Here is a 17,176-nt window from a genome sequence, read left to right as displayed (position 1 = left end):
TCTCTGCGATAGGAGTACTAGACATGCCGAAATTCGATGTGGGTCGCGGTCAGGGGAGTTGGGTCAGTTAGGTGGACGACTTCACGTGCTGCTGTGCGTCGTGTGCTCCGTGGACCGTCTCTTTGAGTGCTGTGATACCGTGCTCATGGACGAGGCCATCGACACCGACCGTGTCCGCAACCGTTGCCATCTCGGATGCTGAGTCATACTCGTGGATCCCGCCTCCGTAGAAGAGCGTCGCCGAAGACAGTGCATTTCGCACTGTAGCGACGAGGTCCGTCTCAACGAAGGTCCCGGAATATTCGAGAGAGACGACCTCCTGGCCGAGGAGCTGTGCGGCGACCTATGCGTAAGTGGCAACCTCTGCGGTGGTGAGATCACACGAGGCTTGCGTCACCGTCGAGACGACGGGCGCAAGAGTGAGCACGATGCTGGCTGCGGTGTGAGTGTGCTCTCAATCGATGGTGTCCGCGGTGCGGGCCCATGTTGTGTGCGTGTCTGTGATCTAGGCGGCATCGCCTGCGTTCAACACAATCGGGATCAGATAGCCCGTAAATCGGTCGTCCGGGAGCTCGGTGGGACGATACGTTGATTCAAGGTAGATGGGGATACCCTATTGACATCCACCCGCGCCTGAAGACGCGGGCATGCGCTCGATTCCATGTCAGAGGAATTGAAGACTGGCGATGGGTGGCCAATATCCTATGGTGGGAGGCCATGCCCTCTCAGGCGTGAGGAAGATCCATCATGGGACGCTGTAACACAATTTGCAAGCAAGGATTACGAGACCGTGTATGTCCCCGAAAAGCGCGAAGTACTGATGAGACGTGACGAACATTCGCAGTATTATATCTGAATTGAGGCGCTAAGACCCCTTCCTTAGCGAGCGCCGAAGGCGCGAGCAGGGAGGGGATACAGCGCCGCACAGTTTTCATACGTATTCGGTAGCAGAACCACAGGCCCACGTTCCGCAACACTTAGACACACAACGTGTGTAACTTGTAGTGTGGCAAAGCGCAAGAACATCTCGATCCGCGACGACCAAGAGGAGTGGATTCAAGAGAACTACCTAAATCTCTCCCGATTCGTCCAAGATAAACTGGACGATCTCATAGAAGAACGATCGTAGATGCGCTACAACTACCGGTACAGGCTCGATCCGTCCGACACTCTCCGTGGGACGTTAGACCGACACCGCGACCTGTACCGGCAAGTGTATAACCACTTCCTCCACCGACTCAAACGCATTGACGGGACGACGAAGTACGGCGAGGTCAACGAACTCCCGTCGATCAAGAAGTGGTGGTCCGATCTATCCGACCTCTACTCCCGAACGCTTCAGAACGCCGTCGAGCGGTTGTACGACAACCTCTCACGGCTCAAAGACGCGAAGGAGAACGGTCGAAAGGTCGGGTCGCTCAAGTGGAAAGCGCCGAACGAGTACCGATCGTTCACGTATCGACAGTCCGGCTTCAAACTCAAGAACACGAGTGGTCGAACTGTCCTACGACTCTCAAAGATCGGAGAAATACCCGTGCGGCTTCACCGTGAGCTACCCGACAGTGCGAGGATCAAGCAGGTCACGGTTAAGAAAGAACCGACCGGAGAGTGGTTCGCCGTCCTCGGCATCGAAACCGAGAACGACGCGCCACCGAAACCCGAGAATCCCGATCGGTGCGTCGGGATCGACGTGGGGATTCTGTCGTACACTCACGACTCGGACGGCTTCTCGGTCGGGTCGCTCGATCTCTCTGAGGAACGCGAGCGGTTGGAACGCGCACAGCGCGACCTCTCGCGGAAGGAACACGGCTCGGCGAACTACCGCACCCAACAGCGCGTCGTTGCCCAACGCCACACCGACTTGAAGCGAAAGCGTCGGGACTTCCTTCACCGACTGTCCGCATACTACGCGCGGGAGTACGACCTCGTGGCCGTCGAAGACCTCGACGCGAAGGGCCTGATGGAACTTCCGTCGAACAGTCGCAACCGGGCGTCGGCGTCGTGGGGCACGTTCCTTCGGATGCTCGAATACAAGTGCGAACGTGAAGGCACGCACTTCGTCGCCGTCGATCCGCGAGGAACGACCAAGGAGTGTTCGCAGTGTGGCGTTTCGACCGAGAAACCGTTGTGGGCCCGTGAACACTCCTGCCCGTCGTGCGGTTTCACAGCGGATAGGGACGCGAACGCGGCACTGAACATCCTTTTTCGCGGCCTCGATCAAGTAGGAGTGGTTTACTCCGATTCAATGCCTGTGGAGACTGCGCTCCCTACGGGAACCACTGCGGTTCCTGCAAAGCGCGTCATGGAAGCAGGAAGCTCCGGCCTCACGGAGCGAACGGCGCAAGCCGTGAGCGAGTAGGCCGGGGTAGTTCACTGGACTGATCGCTGTCGGCCCCTAATGGACACCACGGTTCCTGCTGCACGTGTGGACAACGGAGACTCTGTCTCGTTGATGTATACAGAGACCCGCTTCGAAGACGATCACCAGATACCCTCGAAGACATCACCGAGAACACCCAGCAACTCCGTGACGAAAAACAGCAACAGAAATCTACCAAAGACCAGCGTCGCCAAAACAAGAACGACCAGTACAAAGACCAACTTCGTGGTGGTGACCGGGTGGTCGAGCCGCGAGATGAGCACCGGAAGCCGTGTCTGGTCGAGCACCTGATCGATGATACTCCCGAAGATCCCACGGCTGTACGACTGCGTCGCGTCCCACACTATGGAAACGGCGTTCACCTGAATCTTGATCGCGCCCTGTGCGATGCCGAAGGCCACGTTGTGGTTGACACGCGTTTCGATGTCGACCGGCACCTCGGCGGCGCTCCCAACGGCGGTGAGCTCGCCGAGCTCGCACCTCGCGCCGGCGACTCGCGACCCGGTGTCGCCCTCCAAGTCAGGCTGGATCACCGTGAGAACGTGGACAGGTTCGCTTCATTCCTCATCCTTCAACACTACCCAATAGCAGGCCGTGCATCGACCGACGGATGGATAACGGTGGTTACGGTGTGTATCTCCTCTGAAGGGCGAGAGTTTGCGTCTGATTCGACGTAGGACGCCGTCCCGCCCGGACACCATCGGTGCAAGTGAACCGAGCAGCCGTCGATCGACACCCGAGACGCAAATCGATGGTACAGACACACCACCGTTACAAGTGAATACGAAAAACCTTCGAGGGGGAAGACGAGCAGAGAGACACCACTGTTGCAAGTGAAGCGAGGCTCAAAGGAAGGGGACCTCCGCAACCGTCAGACACCACTGTTGCAAGTGAAGATCGGAAATCGGTGGGAGTTTATCGCCGTTCCAAACGCGAACGTCGCCGCACAACTCGTAGGTGAACTTTCCGCGCAGCGTAGCCCCTCGTTGTCGCGCCGAGAGATTAGAACAAAAAACGAGAGAGATGGAGGAAGGAACAGGATAAAAGAGAGACACCACTGTTGCGAGTGAAGCTCCTCGAACCCACCCCCGTTCGTCAGATACCAGGGATGTCGGTTCAAGTTCGTAGAGACGGCCACTTTCGAGCGTACCGAAGCACCAATACCTGGATGCGCGATAAATCGTTCGTCCTTTGATCCGAACTGACCGAAAAACGCGGAAAGTATGTCAACTCTTTAGTTGTAATTGTGCAGGGGTAGTCTCTTCCCCCCTAGTCGCACACTCGCTTCACTTGCAACAGTGGTGTGTGTGTGTAGACGGTGACTTATAGAGATGACACACACACATACACACATACACACATGTGTATAAGATATGTGTGTTGATCAGCACGTGCGTGCTGATCAACGTATAGTGATCGTACCGGTACGACAGATACAAACCACCAACAACGACATTCAGTCAAAAGCGAGCGTCCAATCTACCTTCACCTGAATCACTTGAATCAGTTGTAACGGTGGTTTTATAATGATTCGCCGAGAGTGCTCCGATACATGCGCCGGTTCGAGCGGAAACAGAACATCTTCACAAACAAAGACGCCCTCAGTGAGTCTTATCAACCCGAGCGCATTCAGGAACGAGACGAGGAGATCGACGAGTACATGGACGCTCTCCAACCCGTGGTCGATGGATGGGAACCGAACAACATCTTTCTCTACGGAAACACGGGCGTGGGGAAGACCGCGGTCACCGAGTATCTCCTCGACATGCTTTTGGAGGACATCGCGACCTACGACGACGTCGATCTGAACGTCGTTTCGGTAAACTGCAAAACGCTCAACTCGTCGTACCAGGTCGCGGTTGAACTCGTGAACGAACTCCGCCCGACTGGCGCGGAAATCAGTTCGACAGGATATCCGCAACAGACGGTCTTCAAGAAGCTCTATGCCGAACTGGAAAAGCTCGGCGGCACCGTGCTGTTAATGCTCGACGAAGTCGATTCGATCGGCTCTCGGGACGAACTACTCTACGAACTTCCACGCGCCCGTGCGAATGGAAAACTCGAACAAGCCAAAGTCGGTCTCATCGGCATCAGCAACGACTTCAAATTCCGCGACCGGCTTGATCCGCGCGTCCAGGACACTCTCTGCGAGCGCGAGTTGCACTTTCCGCCCTACGACGCCCCCGAACTCGAAAATATCCTGCGGTCGCGTTCCGAGGTCGCGCTCGCCGACGGCGCGGTCGAAGACAGCGTGCTCAAACTCTGCGCCGCCCTCGCGGCGAAAGACAGCGGCAGCGCGCGACAGGCGCTCGACCTCCTCCGCCTCGCCGGCGAACACGCGGAGAATCGGGACGACGAAACCATCACGGACAAACACGTCGAGATCGCACAGGACAAACTCGAACAGGAGCGCGTCGTTGAGGGGATGCGCGAACTCACCGTCAACGGCCACTTCGCGCTGCTGGCGGTTGTTTCGAAAGCCGCCAGCCGAGAGACTCCGTGCAGGATGCGTAACGTCTATCAGGAGTACGTCAGACTCTGTGAATCCGCCGGCGTCGATCCGCTGGCCCAGCGCTCCGTGCACAATCACCTCTCGGACCTCCGCATGTTAGGTATCCTCTCCGCCGAGGAAAACCGTAGCGGCTCTCGCGGAAATTACTACAGCTACGCGTTAGACGTCCCCTTCTCCAGCGCGCTGACCGCGCTCTCGGACGTTCTGTCGCTGACTTCCGTCCTCGACGAGATCCGAGCCACCGCGCGGCGAAACGATGTCGCGTGACACCTCACGAATTGGCATTCCGGTCGGGAATCGTCTTTCACTTGCACGAGTGGTGTCTCTCCGATCGTTTCTCGCCCCCTCACCACTGGGGGCACGTCGCGTAGTTGTTACCGACCGCTTCGGCCGTGCGCGATGTAGTCCGCACCTCGTCGCCTCGTATCCCATCGAGATTGTGAGGTTCCTCATTGAGGTGTTTACAGAGATTCGAGGAGAAAGCCCACGACTGTAGTCGTGGGAGACTATCACGTAACTCGTTCAAGTCTCCTCGGAATCGTTTCATTCCACTTTCCCGGAAAAACTATTGTTCCGATAAACATCATTCACTTGCAACGATGGTGTGTCCGACAGCACGAATCGGCCGGAAATCGCGCTTTCGCGGCCTGTATCCTCTCATTCACTTGTATCGGTGGTGTGTCTGAGACAGAAGTGAGATGGAGCGTTCGATAAACGGCCCGTGTAGAAACTCACCTAAATTGTGAGGCGGAGGCCCCTCTCTACTCCGTTCGCTTCGCTCACTCCGTTGAGGAAGGGGAGGAGCCGACAACTCCGTGACGAACTACGTTCTTAAGCAGCCCCACTCCCGAACATTAAGTAACACCGACACGCTGTGTGAAACGTCGTGGAATACCGTCGTACCGCCATAATCAAGCTCGACGTGCCTCAAGACGCCGATGCGTCCCTCCGTGAGACGGTCGAGCAATTCAAACACTGTGCGAACACCGCGAGCGAATGGTGTTGGCACGGCGACGACGGATACCACGTTACCTCGAAGGCCAAAGCAGAACGTGCGTTGTACGACCAACTACGGGACGAAACCGACCTTACCGCGAACCTCGTGCAGAAAGGAGTCCGCCGAGCGGTCGAAGCCGTCAAGAGCGGTGTGGCGAGACTGCAACGCGGTGAACGAACGTCGCAGCCCTACTTATGCGCAGAGAGCGCGGTCTACGACAAACGAAGCGCGACGTTCCACCGCGACCACGTATCGCTTTCGACCGTCAACGGAGGGGTCGAGTGCGACTACATCCTTCTCGACGATTCTGAGCGTCATCCACGAACGTACCTCGATGACGAGGACTACGAGTTCCGTATGGCGACCCTACAGCGTCGGGATGGTGAGTAGTTCCTTCATGCCTCGATGCGGAAAGCCGAAACCGACGACCCCGAATTCAATACCGAGCACAGAACAGTCCTCGGTGTGGACCTCGGGGTGAACAACATCGCCGTTTCGTCCACTGGAACGTTTTGGTCTGCCGATGAGTTCAACCACTGGCGTCGAGAGTACGAGAAGCGCCGTGGCTCGCTTCAACAGCGAGGAACGCGTGCGGCACACGAAGCCATCGAAGGCGTCGGTCGCAAGGAGTATGGGCACTTCGAAATATACCTCCACGGCGTAGCGAACGAACTCATCGAGGAAGCCGTCGAATACGGCTGTTCGCACATCGCCTTCGAGGACCTAACGCACACCCGCGAGAACATCCCGCAGGCGACGTGGCGCCACGTCTGGGCGTTCCGCCGGCTATTCCAATACGTTGAGTACAAGGCGGCAGAGCACGGCGTCGAAGCCGTACAAGTCCCACCGGACCACACGTCTCAACGCTGTTCGACGTGCGGCTGTACTCATGAGGACAACCGCGACGGGGAGCACTTCGAGTGCTTGAAATGCGGGTATCAGAACCACGCGGATTACAACGCGGTCGTCAGATCGCGCGCGATCTGACGGGCAGCAAAGTCGCGAAGCGACTTTGCGACGGCGAAGAACATCGGATTCCGGTATCTCCGTCGGAGGCAAAACGCAGCCGACGGAGGCGCACCCGTAGACGTGCGCTTAAATCGCGGGACGCTGAACGTGAGTGGGGAGTACCTCCCCTCTGCTACCACGGACGGTGGCATAGAACGGGAGTCCACGCGAAAGACCGACCCTCAACGAGCGAGGTCGTCAGACCGAGCAAAGTAGGGGAGTGTAGTTTACGACAGCCTGAAATACGATAAATCGAATCGCGCGATATGATCGTCGTCCGTTTCGAAGGACATCCTCACGCCTCTTCGAGGCGCATTTCGATCGGACGCTACAGTTTAGTTATTTCACGGCTTAGCTCCGGTCATGACCGGATCTCTCTCGCGGAGCTGCGACGTTCACTGGCTTTCCACGCCATCTATCGTCTTCGACGACACGTCCGGGCCGCTCTACGGCCAAGTCTCGTACGACCGCACTTCGTACGACCGCGTCACGTGCGACACCGTACCGACCGTACCGTTGGCTCATCTACGGGAGAGCGGCTCACTGGGACAACGACGGGGAAGCACATGGTAGATCTCGCGCTCTCGGCCGGCCGCCTCCTGGCCGCGTTCGTTCTCGTGTTTCTGAACGGATTTTTCGTGGCATCGGAGTTCGCGTTCGTTCGTATCCGCGCGACGTCCGTCGATCGACTCGCCGACGAGGGAAGGGCAGGCGCGGAGACGTTGCAAGAGGCCGTCGGGAGCCTCGACGATTACCTCGCGGTCACCCAATTGGGAATCACGATCGCCTCCCTCGGACTCGGGTGGATCGGCGAACCGGCCGTGGCGGCGCTCATCGAGCCGGTTCTCGAACCCGTGCTTCCCGAGAGTGCGATCCACCTCGCGGCGTTCGCCATCGGTTTCGGCTTCATCACGTTCCTACACGTCGTGTTCGGGGAACTCGCACCGAAGACGATCGCCATCGCCCGGGCGGAGCGAATCGCGCTCCTCGTCGCCCCTCCGATGAAGATTTTTTATTATCTGTTCCTCCCTGGACTCGTCGTGTTCAACGGGACGGCTAACTTCTTCACACGACTGATCGGCGTCCCGCCCGCTTCGGAGACGGAGGAGACCTTCACCGAGGAGGAGATCCTGATGGTGTTGACCAGGTCCGGAAGCAAGGGGCACATCGACAAGGAGGAAGTGGAGATGATAGAGCGCGTCTTTGACCTCGACGACACCACCGTCCGCGAGGTCATGGTTCCGCGGCCGGATGTGGTGAGCGTCCCCCCGGATCTCCCCCTGCCCGACTTACGAGCGCTCATCATCAAGGAGGGTCACACCCGGTATCCGGTCGTCGACGAGGGGGGCGGCGGGCAGGTCGTCGGATTCGTCGACGTGAAAGACGTCCTGCGAGCGATCGAGGCAGAGACCGGTGGTTCGGCCGGCCACGACGGCCGGGACGCCGTCACGGCGGCGGATCTCGCGCGCGACATGCCGGTCGTTCCGGAGTCCGGCCGCATCGACGATCTTCTGACCGAGTTCCGGTCCGAACGGAGCCAGATAGCGGCGGTGATCGACGAGTGGGGGGTTTTCGAAGGAATCGCGACGATCGAAGACATTGTCGAGGTGATCGTCGGCGACATTCGAGACGAGTTCGACGTCGACGAACGAGAGCCGTCCGTTGACCGACGCGGCGACGGAACGTACGCTGTCGACGGAAGCGTCCCCATTTCGGCCGTCAACGAGGCGCTGGACACCGCGTTCGAGGCCGACGAGTTCGGGACGATCGGCGGACTGGTGTTGCATCGGCTGGGTCGCGCACCGAAAGTCGGCGACCGGATTGAGGCCGACGGGTACGAGTTCGCCGTCGATCAGGTGGAAGGTGCCCGGATCTCCTCAGTCGTCGTTCGAGAGAAGGATCTAGGGGACGAATCGCTGGCCTGAGGTACCTCGGGCCGCTCAGATCGTGTACTGCTTTTGTGCCCAAAACCACCTCCGTGCCATGAACTGCTTCCGAATCGCGAGCCTCATCTAGTTCGTGAGCCGCTTCCGTGACGACGATGCCGATTGAATTACATTTCAAGTTGCACACCTTCGCCCGTTAACGCGTCGACCGACTTCGGCGCTTTGGACGCGCTCACTCCGACGCGCTTAACTCGGAGAGAAGGCGACGCGTGTGGCCGAGCGAGTACGAGACGCCGGTTCGTCGTTCGATGTGTTCTCGCAGGAGCACCGGGGTCCACTCGGCCGCGTCGTATCCATGCTCCGCCGGCGGCTTACCGAGGTCACCCCGAATAACCTCCTGCTCCACCGCCGAGAGTTTTCGTGGCCTCCCTGGTCGTTTCTCGTCCTCGATCGCGTCCTCGATCGACTCGTTTTCGAACCGATCGAGCCAGTAGTACACCGTGGAACGCGGGATTCCGTACCGCTTGCTCAGCGTCGAGACGGCGACCCCGTCCTTGTACGCGAGCGCGACCATCAGTCGCTTCGCCGGTTTCGCTTCCGACGCGGCACCCAGCGCTTCTCGGATGGCATCCGCGTCGACATCAGCCAGCTTGCTCATGGTCACTCATTACGATAGACGAAGAATAAGTCTATGTATTTCTGTTCGAATTGACTTGACCGACGCCCATCGGTTCCGTTTGGCTCTTCGGCCGTTCGTCAGTCGCTCTTCGATGGCTCTTCGAAGGAATCGTGATTGGAGGGGTTTAATAGTCCGCATCACCAACTGGAAATCGATGAGCGACTCGCGCGACGGGGCGACTTCCGAGAACGTCCCCGATCAGACGAATAGTAAAGTCGGTCGACTGATAGAACGGTACGGACTCAACGGGATGGGCGATCGGATTGAACGGCTCTGGACCGGCGACGGCGTCGAAGACCGGAGCCTGCGGGACCTCGCCGATTACTTCAACCAGCGGATCCTCGAAGCCGAGATGGACGAGCACGGAATGGAGACGCTCGACGGCGAGGTGAAGAACATGTATCGACTCCTCACCGAAGACGACATCAGCGGCGGGATCCGAACGGAGGCGGAGAACACGCTGAAGCGAAACGGGATCGACGTTGACCAGGTGATGCGGAATTTCGTCTCCCATCAGGCGGTGTACACGTACCTGACGAAGTACCGCGGCGCGAAGAAGACGAAAGACGACCCCGGTCCCGACGCTCGTCTCGAAAAGAGCCGCGAGACGATCCGACGACTTCGGAGCCGCCTCGTCGCGGTGGCGGAGTCGACGCTGAAGCAGTTACGCAACAGCCGCGACATCGTTCTCGGCGAGTTCAGCGTCTTCGTCGATATCCGCGTGCTCTGTGAGGACTGCGGCTCCCAGTATCCGGTCTCGGAATTGCTCGAAAACGGCGGCTGTGACTGTCAGCCAGATGAATGATTTCCCGCTTTCGGACGCTGAGTCGTCGATTCCGAATCGAACACGTCGGTGGCTCAGCGTTCGTTCCTTCCGCAGAGAGCATTACGAAGCTAGTGCCGTCAGGATTCTCCGAATCGTATATCAAGAATTATATGACCTGAAACCCGAAGTGGATATATGAGTCAGGCACAGTCCTCTGCAGGTCGCGTCGAAGTCGACGTCCGGAACGTCGGCGGGATCGAACGCTCGACCGTTCAATTTGAACCCGGGATCACCGTTCTGGCCGGCCGAAACGCGACTAACAGGACGTCGTTCCTCCAGGCGTTGATGGCGGGACTCGGCAGCGATCGCGTTTCTCTCAAGGGCGACGCCGAGGAAGGCAGCGTCGAGTTGTCCTTCGGCGATCGGACGTACACTCGGACGCTCACGCGCGAGGGTGGCACCGTCGTCACGAGTGGTGACCCGTACTTGGAAGATCCGACGCTCGCAGACCTGTTTGGATTCCTCCTCGAATCGAACGAGGCGCGCAGGGCGGTCGCGCGCGGCGACGATCTCCGCGAGATCATCATGGAGCCGATCGACATGGACGCCATCCAAAACGAGATCGAGGAGCTTGAAGCCGAGCGGCGGCGGATTGCGTCGAAGCTGGAGGAGCTCAGCGACCTCGAAGGGCGGCTTCCGCAGCTCGAAGAGCGGCGGACGCAGCTCTCGGCCGATATTGAGGATAAGCGCGCGACGCTCGAAGAGACAGAAGCCGAGATCGAATCGGCGGACGCGGACGTCGAAGACACGCGCGAGGAGAAGGCGGAACTCAACGACAAGCTCGATCAGCTCAGCGAGAAGCGGTCCGACCTCGAAAACGTCCGATTCCGCATCGAATCCGAGCAGGAGAGCCTCTCGACGCTGCGAGACGAGCGGGACGAACTCGCCGAAGAGCGCGAGGAGATGCCCGACGCGCCCGTCGGTGAGATCGAAGAGATCGACTCGAAGCTCGATCGCCTCCGGGACCAGATCCAGACGCTCGATTCCGGCATCACGGAACTGCAGACGATCATCCAGTTCAACGAGGACATGCTCGAAGGCACGAGCACCGAGGTGCTCGAAGCGCTTCGGGAGGACGTTGGAACCGACGCGAGCGGCGGCTCGGTCACGGATCAACTCCTCGACGAATCGAAAACCGTCGTCTGCTGGACGTGCGGTTCAGAGGTCGAGACGACGCAGATCGAACGCACCGTCGATCGGTTGCGCGACCTGCGCCAGACGAAGGTCGAGGAACGAAACGAGCTGCGCGAGCGGATCGACGAGCTGAAGCGGGACCGCTCTTCCTTCGAGAAGGACCAGAGCCGCCGAGAGCAGGTCCAACGACGGCTCCGCCGGACCGAAGACGAGATCGAGGATCGCGAATCGACGCTCGAACGGCTGAAAGATCGTCGGAAGTCGCTGACGGACGAGATCGAACGGTTGGAGGGTGAGGTCGACGAACTCGAAGCCGAAGAGTACAGCGAGATACTCGACCTCCACAAGCGGGCCAACCAGCTCGAATTCGAGCTGGGTAAGCTCGAGAGCGAACTCGACCGCGTCGACGAGGAGACGAACGAGGTCGAGACGCGGCTCTCAGAGCGCGAGGAACTCTCGGAGCGGCGCGACGAGATCCGCGACGAGATCGAGGACCTCCGGACCCGCATCGAGCAGATCGAGACGCAGGCCGTCGACGAGTTCAACGAGCACATGGAGGCGGTGCTCGACATCCTCGACTATGCGAACCTCGAACGGATCTGGATCGAGCGGACCGAGCGCGAGGTCCGCGAAGGCCGCCGGAAGGTCACGCGGGCGTTCTTCGACCTACACATCGTCCGAAAGACGGCCTCGGGTTCCGTCTACGAGGACACCGTCGATCACCTGAGCGAGAGCGAGCGGGAGGTCACTGGGCTGGTGTTTGCGCTGGCAGGCTACCTGGCCCACGACGTGTATGAGGCGGTGCCGTTCATCCTCCTCGACTCGCTCGAAGCGATCGACTCCGATCGCATCGCGGCGCTGGTCGAGTACATCGACGGCTACGCCGACTACCTCGTCGTCGCCCTCCTCCCCGAGGACGCGAGCGCCATCTCGGAGGAACACGAGCGGATCTCCGAGATCTGATCGGGCACGGGCGGAGTTTGCTTCCGTTCTTTCCGTGATGGGATCGACCACGGTATCGATCCCTGATACTACCTGACTCAAGGAGAGAGTCCCGGCGTTCACTGCGGGCGTGAATCCGACAATAGGGACACAGCCACTGACGCTCAGTCCGGGGTTCCCAAGTCTTTCGCCGCGTGGAGCAACATCCCTTCCCACGTGAGACCGTGTTCCTTCTTGATTCGCTTCAACCGTTTATGTACGTCGTCGTCAACTACCACGTGGATGTTTTTCACCATACAAACATACAAAACTTACACATACATTAGCCTTCGGGTATATGAAGTCGTTGATGAAGTGGACCAACACGTTCGAGGTCGTTCCTCAGTCCGACGAGGACGGGGGGCTACTTCGACGCCTGTTAGACGCTTCTGCCGCACTCTGGAACGAAATCAACTACGAGCGTCCCAAAATCGCGGTGCGATTTTGTGTGCGCACGAGACCTTCGGTCTCGTGAACGCCGTGAGAACTACGCCGACCCCGACGGCAACGTATGGGACAGCAGCGAGTATCGCGGCCGCTACGGCGGCACGCTCGGGGCGTCGACCGTTCAGCAAATCGAACGCAAGAACCGCGAAGCGTGGTGGTCGTTCTTCGCACTCAAGAAAAAAGGCGAAGCCAACGGCAAGCCCGATTTCTGGGGCAACGCCGAAGACGGACGAAAACTCCGCGCACGTACATCCGCAACACGTCGTACACCATCGAGTGGGGCGACTACTCTCGTCTGGAAATCCTCGTCGGCAAAGACCTGGAAGACGAGTACGGACTCGGACGGCAGGAACGTCTTCAACTCGAAGTCCGGGGCGAACCCAACTGGACGGAGTACGACAAGCAGGGCGGGTTGGAACTGTACTACGACGAGCACGCACAGACGTTCAGGGCCTTTCAGCCAGCCACCGTCAACGATTCTTGACTGGCACACCCACTGGCTTCAGAGGAGGCCGTTCTGGATATTGGTGCGAACAACCTCGTCGCCAGTACCACCACAACCGGCCAACAGTATCTATACGAGGGGCACGACCTGTTCGAGCGGTTCCGCGAGACGACGCGAGAAATCGCCCGTCTGAAATCGCTCTTGGACGACGGTCGGTACAGCAGTCACCGGATACACTCGCTGTACCGACGTCAGACACGCCGACGCAACCACGCCCAAGACGCACTCGCCCGCGACCTCATCGAACGGTTGTACGACGAGGGCGTCTCCACGGTGTACGTCGAGATTCAACCGACGTGCTCGACACGCACTGGTCAGTTCGGGCCAACGAAAAAACGCACAACTTCTGGGCGTTTCGCGCGTTCGTCAAACGGCTGGCGTGTACCGCCGAGGAGTACAGCATCTCGGTGGAGATTCGCTCGGAAGCGTGGATAAGTTAAGAGTGTCCGTAGTGTGGTTCGACCGACCGAATGACGCGCCACCGAGACACATTGACGTGTCCGTGCGGTTTCGAAGGACACGCGGACCTCACAGCGTCCGAAACGTTCCTGAGACGGCAGACGACGGCATCACGGCCGATGGCACGGCCTGTATGCCTCAAGTGGGAAGACCACACTTGGTCGGAGTCACTACGCTCTCACCGTCCCAACGAGGAGCATACGAACCCGCAAGTTGCCTCCGCGGGTCGGTAAGCGATACCCCCAGCGCGAGGATACCCCGGCTTTAGGTCGAGGAGGATGCCATTCATCCGTTTCCGAATCCGGCCTGCGGCGCGATGAGGATCGGCCGGCTGGACGAGAGGATCACGTCCTGGGCGACGCTGCCAAACAGCACCTTCCCGGTCGGGCTCCGTCTGCGCGCGAAGATGCAGATGAGGTCGGCGTCCCTATCGGCCGCCGCGTCGAGGATCGCCGTCGACGACGACTTCCCGCTCGTCTCGCAGAGCGAGACGTCGAACCCCTCCTCGTCGAGACGCTCTTCCGCGCGCCGGACCGCGGCCACCTGCCCGACGGTCGCCCCCTCAGGGTTATCGGTGAAATTGTGGTGCACCACGACCTCGACGTTCTCCGGGTCGAAGAAGTCTGAGACCAACTCCGCCTGGATCCCGGCCCGCTCTTCCTCCTCGCTGACCGCGACGAGCACGCGTTTTCGTGTCATGCCACATCCTATGGAGTGATCCGTTATAAAGAATAAGGAGAATACCCGCGTCTTTAGGCGCAGGAGGATGTCAATAGTATTCATCCCTCCGACGAAGTTCACCCGCGAAATTCTGCCACACCGATCATTGGTATTTCTGTATCGAGACTGGGTCCACGGTGTAAATTCCAAACTAGCTACAAGTTTAGAACGTTTGGATAACACGAAGACGGCCGCTCTCAGCGAACGTATCGCCTTTTGCGCCGATTTTCACCCCGGTCAAATTCGTCTATTCGCCGACTGTATGATTCGAATCATATGATTGTGACGTATGATAGAAGTATCTCAGGTGGTACGAATGGCACGTCACATGCGATCGATACCGGCTCGATTCGACCATCACTCGCGGACGACCGTTCCGTCGAGGTACGCTCGCGTCTGATCCGTCGTCGCCCGCATCTGCTTGCTAAATGTGACCACCCGTTCGCCGTCCGCCGTCCGGTCGTCCTCGACGGCGATCCGGAGGCTCTGGTCGCGGAGGTGGTCGAGCAGTTCGTCGATCTCCTCGGGCGTTCCCCGGACGCGGTGACGTTCGCCGACGACCTCGCTGTCCCGGACGCGACGGATGGTGTCAACCATCGGCGCGAGGATCGACTCGCCGAGTTCGCGCGCCCGCTGCTCCTCGTCCGCGTCCGTTTCCTCCCACTCGACGGTCTGGAACGCCTCGCGGACGAGCCGGCGGAACACAAACTCGCGACCGTGGTCGAACGGGAGCGAGAACGCGTAGGCGAGGTCCCCCCGGTTCGCCGCCGAGGTCGTGTACTTCAGAAGGCGCGTCCCGTCGAGCGACTTCATGATCACGCCCTCGCGCCCCTCGGCGTCGAGTCCGCGGACGATCTCCGCCACCTTGGCCGCGCTCGACTCGGGTTCGAACACGCCGAGCGGCGGTACTTGCGGAACGCCGTGTCGCTCGCAGAACCGTCGTCGCCGTCGCACCGGAAGCGGCTCGCCCGTCGCTCGATCGCGGACGTCGAACGCGCGGAACGCGAGCGAGTCAACGCCAGAGTACTCGTGGGCGGTGTAGGGATTCTCTGGACCGATCATCTCCCCACACAGCGCGGCGGACGGGTCGTCGTCGAAGAACGCGTCGAGATCGAGAAGCGACTCGACCTTCCGCGTCGTGAAGGGACAGACGAGGCCGCCGCGGGTGAACGCGAGCGTCTCCCCGTCGATCCGGACGATCCGCACGTTGTACCCGTTCAGCTTCTCCTCGACCGCGAACGCCCCGTCGAAATGCCGTGGGACGCCCGGGTCGAGCACGAGCGTCCGGGAGATCTTCGGAAAGCCGCGCACGACGACCCCGTCGAAGAGCGCCGTCCCTCGCGGAACGCTCTGTCGCCCGTCCGGCAGGAATCGGTACTCGCGGCCGCGGAACTCCCGCCGCTGGAAGTGTTCCGAGAGGGCGTCGAACGCCGATCGGGAGACGCCGAGTTGCTCGTGGTAGCTCATCGTCGACGACCTCGGCGACTCACGGTTCGACGAGGATCTTCACCTGTTCGCTCTCATCGTCGAGTAAGCGCTCGAATCCCTCGTCAACGAGGTCCGGGAGGTCAATCCGGGCGGTGACGATCGCCTCCGGGTCGAGATCGCCGTTTTCGAACATGTCGATCACAGCCCCGAACTCGCGGGCGGAGAGCGGGCCGCCGAGATACGCGAGCGTCCCCGTAATCGTGCGCTCCCCGAGGACGACCGCGTTCGGGTGCATCGAAATCTCCTCTTCGAAGATGCTCACGACAGTGAGGGTGCCGTCGGCCTTCGCGCTCTCCAGCCCCTGCCTGAACGTGGTTTCGATCCCCGCGACCTCGAACGCGACGTCCGCGCCGCCGCCCGTCTCGGCAACGACGCGGTCGACCGGATCCGTCTCCGTCGGGTCGATGAGGTGGTCCGCGCCGCTTTCGCTCGCGAGTTCACGTCTCGCCTCGCGCGGCTCGGAGACGAGGATCCGTCCCGCACCGGCTGCTCGCGCGGCCTGCACGACGGCAAGTCCGATCGGACCGCTCCCGAACACGGCGACCGAGTCGCCTGCACGCAGGCCCGACCGATGGACTGCGTGGAGGGCGACGCTGAACGGTTCGGCGAGCGCGCCGTACTCCACCGGCACGTCCCCGAGCGGGACTGCCTGCACTGCCGGAACCGTCACCGTCTCCGAGAAGCCGCCGCCGCCGCCGGAGAGACCGACGAACCCGACCGACTCGCAGAGGTGGTACTTTCCCTCGTCACAGTAGCGACACTCGCCACACCAGACGATCGGGTTCACGGCGACCGCCTCGCCGACGTCGTGCGAGGTCACCTCCGCGCCGATGTCGGTGATCACGCCGCCGAACTCGTGACCCATCGTGATCGGCATCGCCTCGCCGGTGACTGGGTGCGGTTCCTCGCCGGGGACGAATATCGGACCCGCGACGTACTCGTGCAGGTCCGACCCGCAGATGCCGCACGTCTCGACTTCGATGTGCACGTCGTTCGGCCCGAGCGTCGGCTCCGCTACCTCCTCGATTCGAACGTCACGCCGTCCGTGGTACGTCGCCGCTTTCATGTCACTTGGTACCACGACCCGGCGGGGAATGAACTATTTGTCACTATCCCGTGACGATCGTACGATTCTGAACGTTCGAGGGATGAAC

The 17,176-nt window shown here is 60.2% G+C and carries 12 protein-coding genes and 3 pseudogenes; 8 read left to right on the top strand and 7 right to left on the bottom strand.

Annotation, left to right across the window (positions count from 1 at the left end; all coding sequences use genetic code 11):
• Nucleotides 1-67: 67 nt before the first annotated feature.
• A pseudogene (locus tag C3L37_RS24420) lies at nt 68-331 on the bottom strand (geranylgeranylglyceryl/heptaprenylglyceryl phosphate synthase); the annotation flags it as partial.
• Nucleotides 332-1,006: 675 nt separating this feature from the next.
• On the opposite strand from C3L37_RS24420, the gene C3L37_RS25360 reads away from it, so the two are divergent.
• Together C3L37_RS25360 and C3L37_RS15720 are read left to right on the top strand one after the other, a co-directional pair.
• Nucleotides 1,007-1,129: a hypothetical protein gene (locus C3L37_RS25360; protein ID WP_267195326.1), complete on the top strand. Its 123-nt coding sequence runs from the start codon at nt 1,007-1,009 to the stop codon at nt 1,127-1,129.
• Entirely contained in the window at nt 1,130-2,359 is a 1,230-nt protein-coding gene (locus C3L37_RS15720; protein ID WP_129115537.1) for an RNA-guided endonuclease InsQ/TnpB family protein, read from the top strand.
• A 122-nt stretch (nt 2,360-2,481) separates the two neighbouring features.
• Here the strand turns inward: C3L37_RS15720 and C3L37_RS15715 are convergent, their stop codons facing one another.
• A complete protein-coding gene (locus C3L37_RS15715; RefSeq protein WP_146333933.1) occupies nt 2,482-2,913 on the bottom strand; it encodes a hypothetical protein in 432 nt (143 codons plus the stop codon).
• A 1,019-nt stretch (nt 2,914-3,932) separates the two neighbouring features.
• Between C3L37_RS15715 and C3L37_RS15710 the strand changes: the two genes are divergently transcribed.
• The 3 genes and pseudogenes from C3L37_RS15710 (at nt 3,933) to C3L37_RS15700 (ending at nt 8,822) form a co-directional block, all read left to right on the top strand.
• Entirely contained in the window at nt 3,933-5,159 is a 1,227-nt protein-coding gene (locus tag C3L37_RS15710; RefSeq protein ID WP_129115535.1) for an orc1/cdc6 family replication initiation protein, read from the top strand.
• A gap of 619 nt (nt 5,160-5,778) precedes the next feature.
• Nucleotides 5,779-7,113, top strand: a pseudogene (locus tag C3L37_RS15705) (RNA-guided endonuclease InsQ/TnpB family protein).
• A gap of 350 nt (nt 7,114-7,463) precedes the next feature.
• Nucleotides 7,464-8,822: a hemolysin family protein gene (locus C3L37_RS15700; RefSeq protein WP_129115534.1), complete on the top strand. Its 1,359-nt coding sequence runs from the start codon at nt 7,464-7,466 to the stop codon at nt 8,820-8,822.
• A 193-nt stretch (nt 8,823-9,015) separates the two neighbouring features.
• Here the strand turns inward: C3L37_RS15700 and C3L37_RS15695 are convergent, their stop codons facing one another.
• Nucleotides 9,016-9,441: a helix-turn-helix domain-containing protein gene (locus tag C3L37_RS15695; protein WP_129115533.1), complete on the bottom strand. Its 426-nt coding sequence runs from the start codon at nt 9,439-9,441 to the stop codon at nt 9,016-9,018.
• Nucleotides 9,442-9,616: 175 nt separating this feature from the next.
• Between C3L37_RS15695 and rdfA the strand changes: the two genes are divergently transcribed.
• Together rdfA and C3L37_RS15685 are read left to right on the top strand one after the other, a co-directional pair.
• Complete coding sequence (rdfA, locus tag C3L37_RS15690) at nt 9,617-10,267, top strand: rod-determining factor RdfA (protein ID WP_129115532.1); 651 nt, start codon at nt 9,617-9,619, stop codon at nt 10,265-10,267.
• Nucleotides 10,268-10,423: 156 nt separating this feature from the next.
• Nucleotides 10,424-12,385: an archaea-specific SMC-related protein gene (locus C3L37_RS15685; protein ID WP_129115531.1), complete on the top strand. Its 1,962-nt coding sequence runs from the start codon at nt 10,424-10,426 to the stop codon at nt 12,383-12,385.
• Nucleotides 12,386-12,528: 143 nt separating this feature from the next.
• On the opposite strand, the gene C3L37_RS25355 is transcribed toward C3L37_RS15685, so the two are convergent.
• Nucleotides 12,529-12,660, bottom strand: coding sequence for a hypothetical protein (locus C3L37_RS25355; RefSeq protein WP_267195325.1), 132 nt, complete (start codon nt 12,658-12,660; stop codon nt 12,529-12,531).
• A gap of 53 nt (nt 12,661-12,713) precedes the next feature.
• Here C3L37_RS25355 and C3L37_RS15680 point away from each other — a divergent pair.
• Nucleotides 12,714-14,047, top strand: a pseudogene (locus C3L37_RS15680) (RNA-guided endonuclease InsQ/TnpB family protein).
• Between the two features lie 52 nt (nt 14,048-14,099).
• Here C3L37_RS15680 and C3L37_RS15675 read toward each other — a convergent pair.
• The 3 genes from C3L37_RS15675 to C3L37_RS15665 all read right to left on the bottom strand — a co-directional run bounded on the left by C3L37_RS15675 (nt 14,100) and on the right by C3L37_RS15665 (nt 17,088).
• Nucleotides 14,100-14,513 (bottom strand): universal stress protein, encoded by a 414-nt coding sequence (locus C3L37_RS15675; protein WP_164974769.1) that lies wholly within the window; start codon nt 14,511-14,513, stop codon nt 14,100-14,102.
• A 378-nt stretch (nt 14,514-14,891) separates the two neighbouring features.
• Entirely contained in the window at nt 14,892-16,001 is a 1,110-nt protein-coding gene (locus C3L37_RS15670; RefSeq protein WP_129115529.1) for an RNA ligase, read from the bottom strand.
• Nucleotides 16,002-16,020: 19 nt separating this feature from the next.
• Nucleotides 16,021-17,088, bottom strand: a complete 1,068-nt coding sequence (locus tag C3L37_RS15665) for a 2,3-butanediol dehydrogenase (RefSeq protein WP_129115528.1) — start codon at nt 17,086-17,088, stop codon at nt 16,021-16,023.
• Nucleotides 17,089-17,176 lie beyond the last annotated feature (88 nt).

Origin of the sequence: Halegenticoccus tardaugens (genome assembly GCF_004116405.1) — an archaeon.
In the GTDB taxonomy this organism is placed as follows: Archaea; Halobacteriota; Halobacteria; order Halobacteriales; family Haloferacaceae; genus Halegenticoccus; species Halegenticoccus tardaugens.
This window is presented reverse-complemented; position numbering and strand designations above follow the sequence as displayed.

Coding starts and splice junctions, on each gene's coding strand:
- C3L37_RS15710 (WP_129115535.1), top strand. CDS start 3,933: ATGCGCCGGTTCGAGCGGAAACAGAACATCTTCACAAACAAAGACGCC.
- C3L37_RS15700 (WP_129115534.1), top strand. CDS start 7,464: ATGGTAGATCTCGCGCTCTCGGCCGGCCGCCTCCTGGCCGCGTTCGTT.
- C3L37_RS15685 (WP_129115531.1), top strand. CDS start 10,424: ATGAGTCAGGCACAGTCCTCTGCAGGTCGCGTCGAAGTCGACGTCCGG.
- C3L37_RS15665 (WP_129115528.1), bottom strand. CDS start 17,088: ATGAAAGCGGCGACGTACCACGGACGGCGTGACGTTCGAATCGAGGAG.
- C3L37_RS15695 (WP_129115533.1), bottom strand. CDS start 9,441: ATGAGCAAGCTGGCTGATGTCGACGCGGATGCCATCCGAGAAGCGCTG.
- C3L37_RS15670 (WP_129115529.1), bottom strand. CDS start 16,001: ATGAGCTACCACGAGCAACTCGGCGTCTCCCGATCGGCGTTCGACGCC.
- C3L37_RS25355 (WP_267195325.1), bottom strand. CDS start 12,660: ATGGTGAAAAACATCCACGTGGTAGTTGACGACGACGTACATAAACGG.
- rdfA (WP_129115532.1), top strand. CDS start 9,617: ATGAGCGACTCGCGCGACGGGGCGACTTCCGAGAACGTCCCCGATCAG.
- C3L37_RS15675 (WP_164974769.1), bottom strand. CDS start 14,513: ATGACACGAAAACGCGTGCTCGTCGCGGTCAGCGAGGAGGAAGAGCGG.
- C3L37_RS15720 (WP_129115537.1), top strand. CDS start 1,130: ATGCGCTACAACTACCGGTACAGGCTCGATCCGTCCGACACTCTCCGT.